The 901-nt window shown below is 45.6% G+C and carries 2 protein-coding genes; both read left to right on the top strand.

Annotated features, from left to right (window positions below):
* Positions 1-518, top strand: a 518-nt coding sequence (locus tag A3729_RS09005; RefSeq protein WP_255376385.1) for an acyl-CoA dehydrogenase family protein, incomplete at its 5' end; no start/stop codon positions are given.
* Between the two features lie 18 nt (positions 519-536).
* Positions 537-901, top strand: a 365-nt coding sequence (locus tag A3729_RS09000) for a CoA transferase (RefSeq protein WP_197475722.1), incomplete at its 3' end; no start/stop codon positions are given.

The following is a 901-nucleotide window of genomic DNA, read 5'->3' as shown; positions in this document are numbered from 1 at the left end:
AGGATACGTCAGAGCTATTCTTCCAGGATGTAAAAGTCCCAAAAGAAAACGTGCTAGGTGCTGAAGGCATGGGCTTTATCTACCTTATGCAGGAGCTACCACAAGAGCGGCTATCGGTAGGCTTAAACGCGATCGCTAGTGCAGAGTCGATTCTTGAGCAAACAGTCGCATACGTTAAAGAGCGTAAAGCCTTCGGCCGTGAAATAGCATCGTTCCAGAACACCCAGTTTAAGCTTGCCGAAATGTCAGCAACCTTGACGATGGCGCGTGTATTTGTCGATAAATGCTTAGAGCTGCATATTAATAAGCAACTAGATGTGGTGACCGCAGCGAAGCTTAAATTATTGACTACCGAGATTCAGTGTGACGTGATAGATGAATGTTTACAGCTACATGGTGGTTACGGCTACATGTGGGAGTATCCGGTTGCGCGCGCTTACGCAGATGCGCGTGTTCAGAAGATCTATGCTGGTACAAATGAAATCATGAAGTTGATTATCGGCCGCTCGATGGTCTAAAGGAAGTAGGGGTAAGTAATGTCACAACCACTCAAGGGAATTAAGATTCTCGACTTTACCACCTTATTACCGGGCCCTTATGCAACGCAATTGTTGGCAGATATGGGCGCAGAGGTTGTAAGAGTAGAGTCACCTACGCGACCCGATCTACTAAAGCTCTTGCCGCCAATGGTAGGTAAGGTTTCTGCCTCGCACGCCAGCGTTAATCGCAATAAGAAAACGATTGCTGTTGATTTAAAGCATGAGAGTGCAAAAGAGATCGTTCATAAGTTGGTGAGTGAGTTTGATATTGTGATTGAGCAATTCAGACCAGGTGTTATGGCGCGTCTAGGTCTGGATTATGAGGCCTTGGTAAAGTTTCAGTCTAAATTAATCTATTGCTC

Source organism: Oleiphilus sp. HI0043, assembly GCF_001634935.1.
The sequence above is the reverse complement of the archived record's forward strand: the minus strand, read 5'-3'. Positions and strand labels throughout refer to the sequence as shown.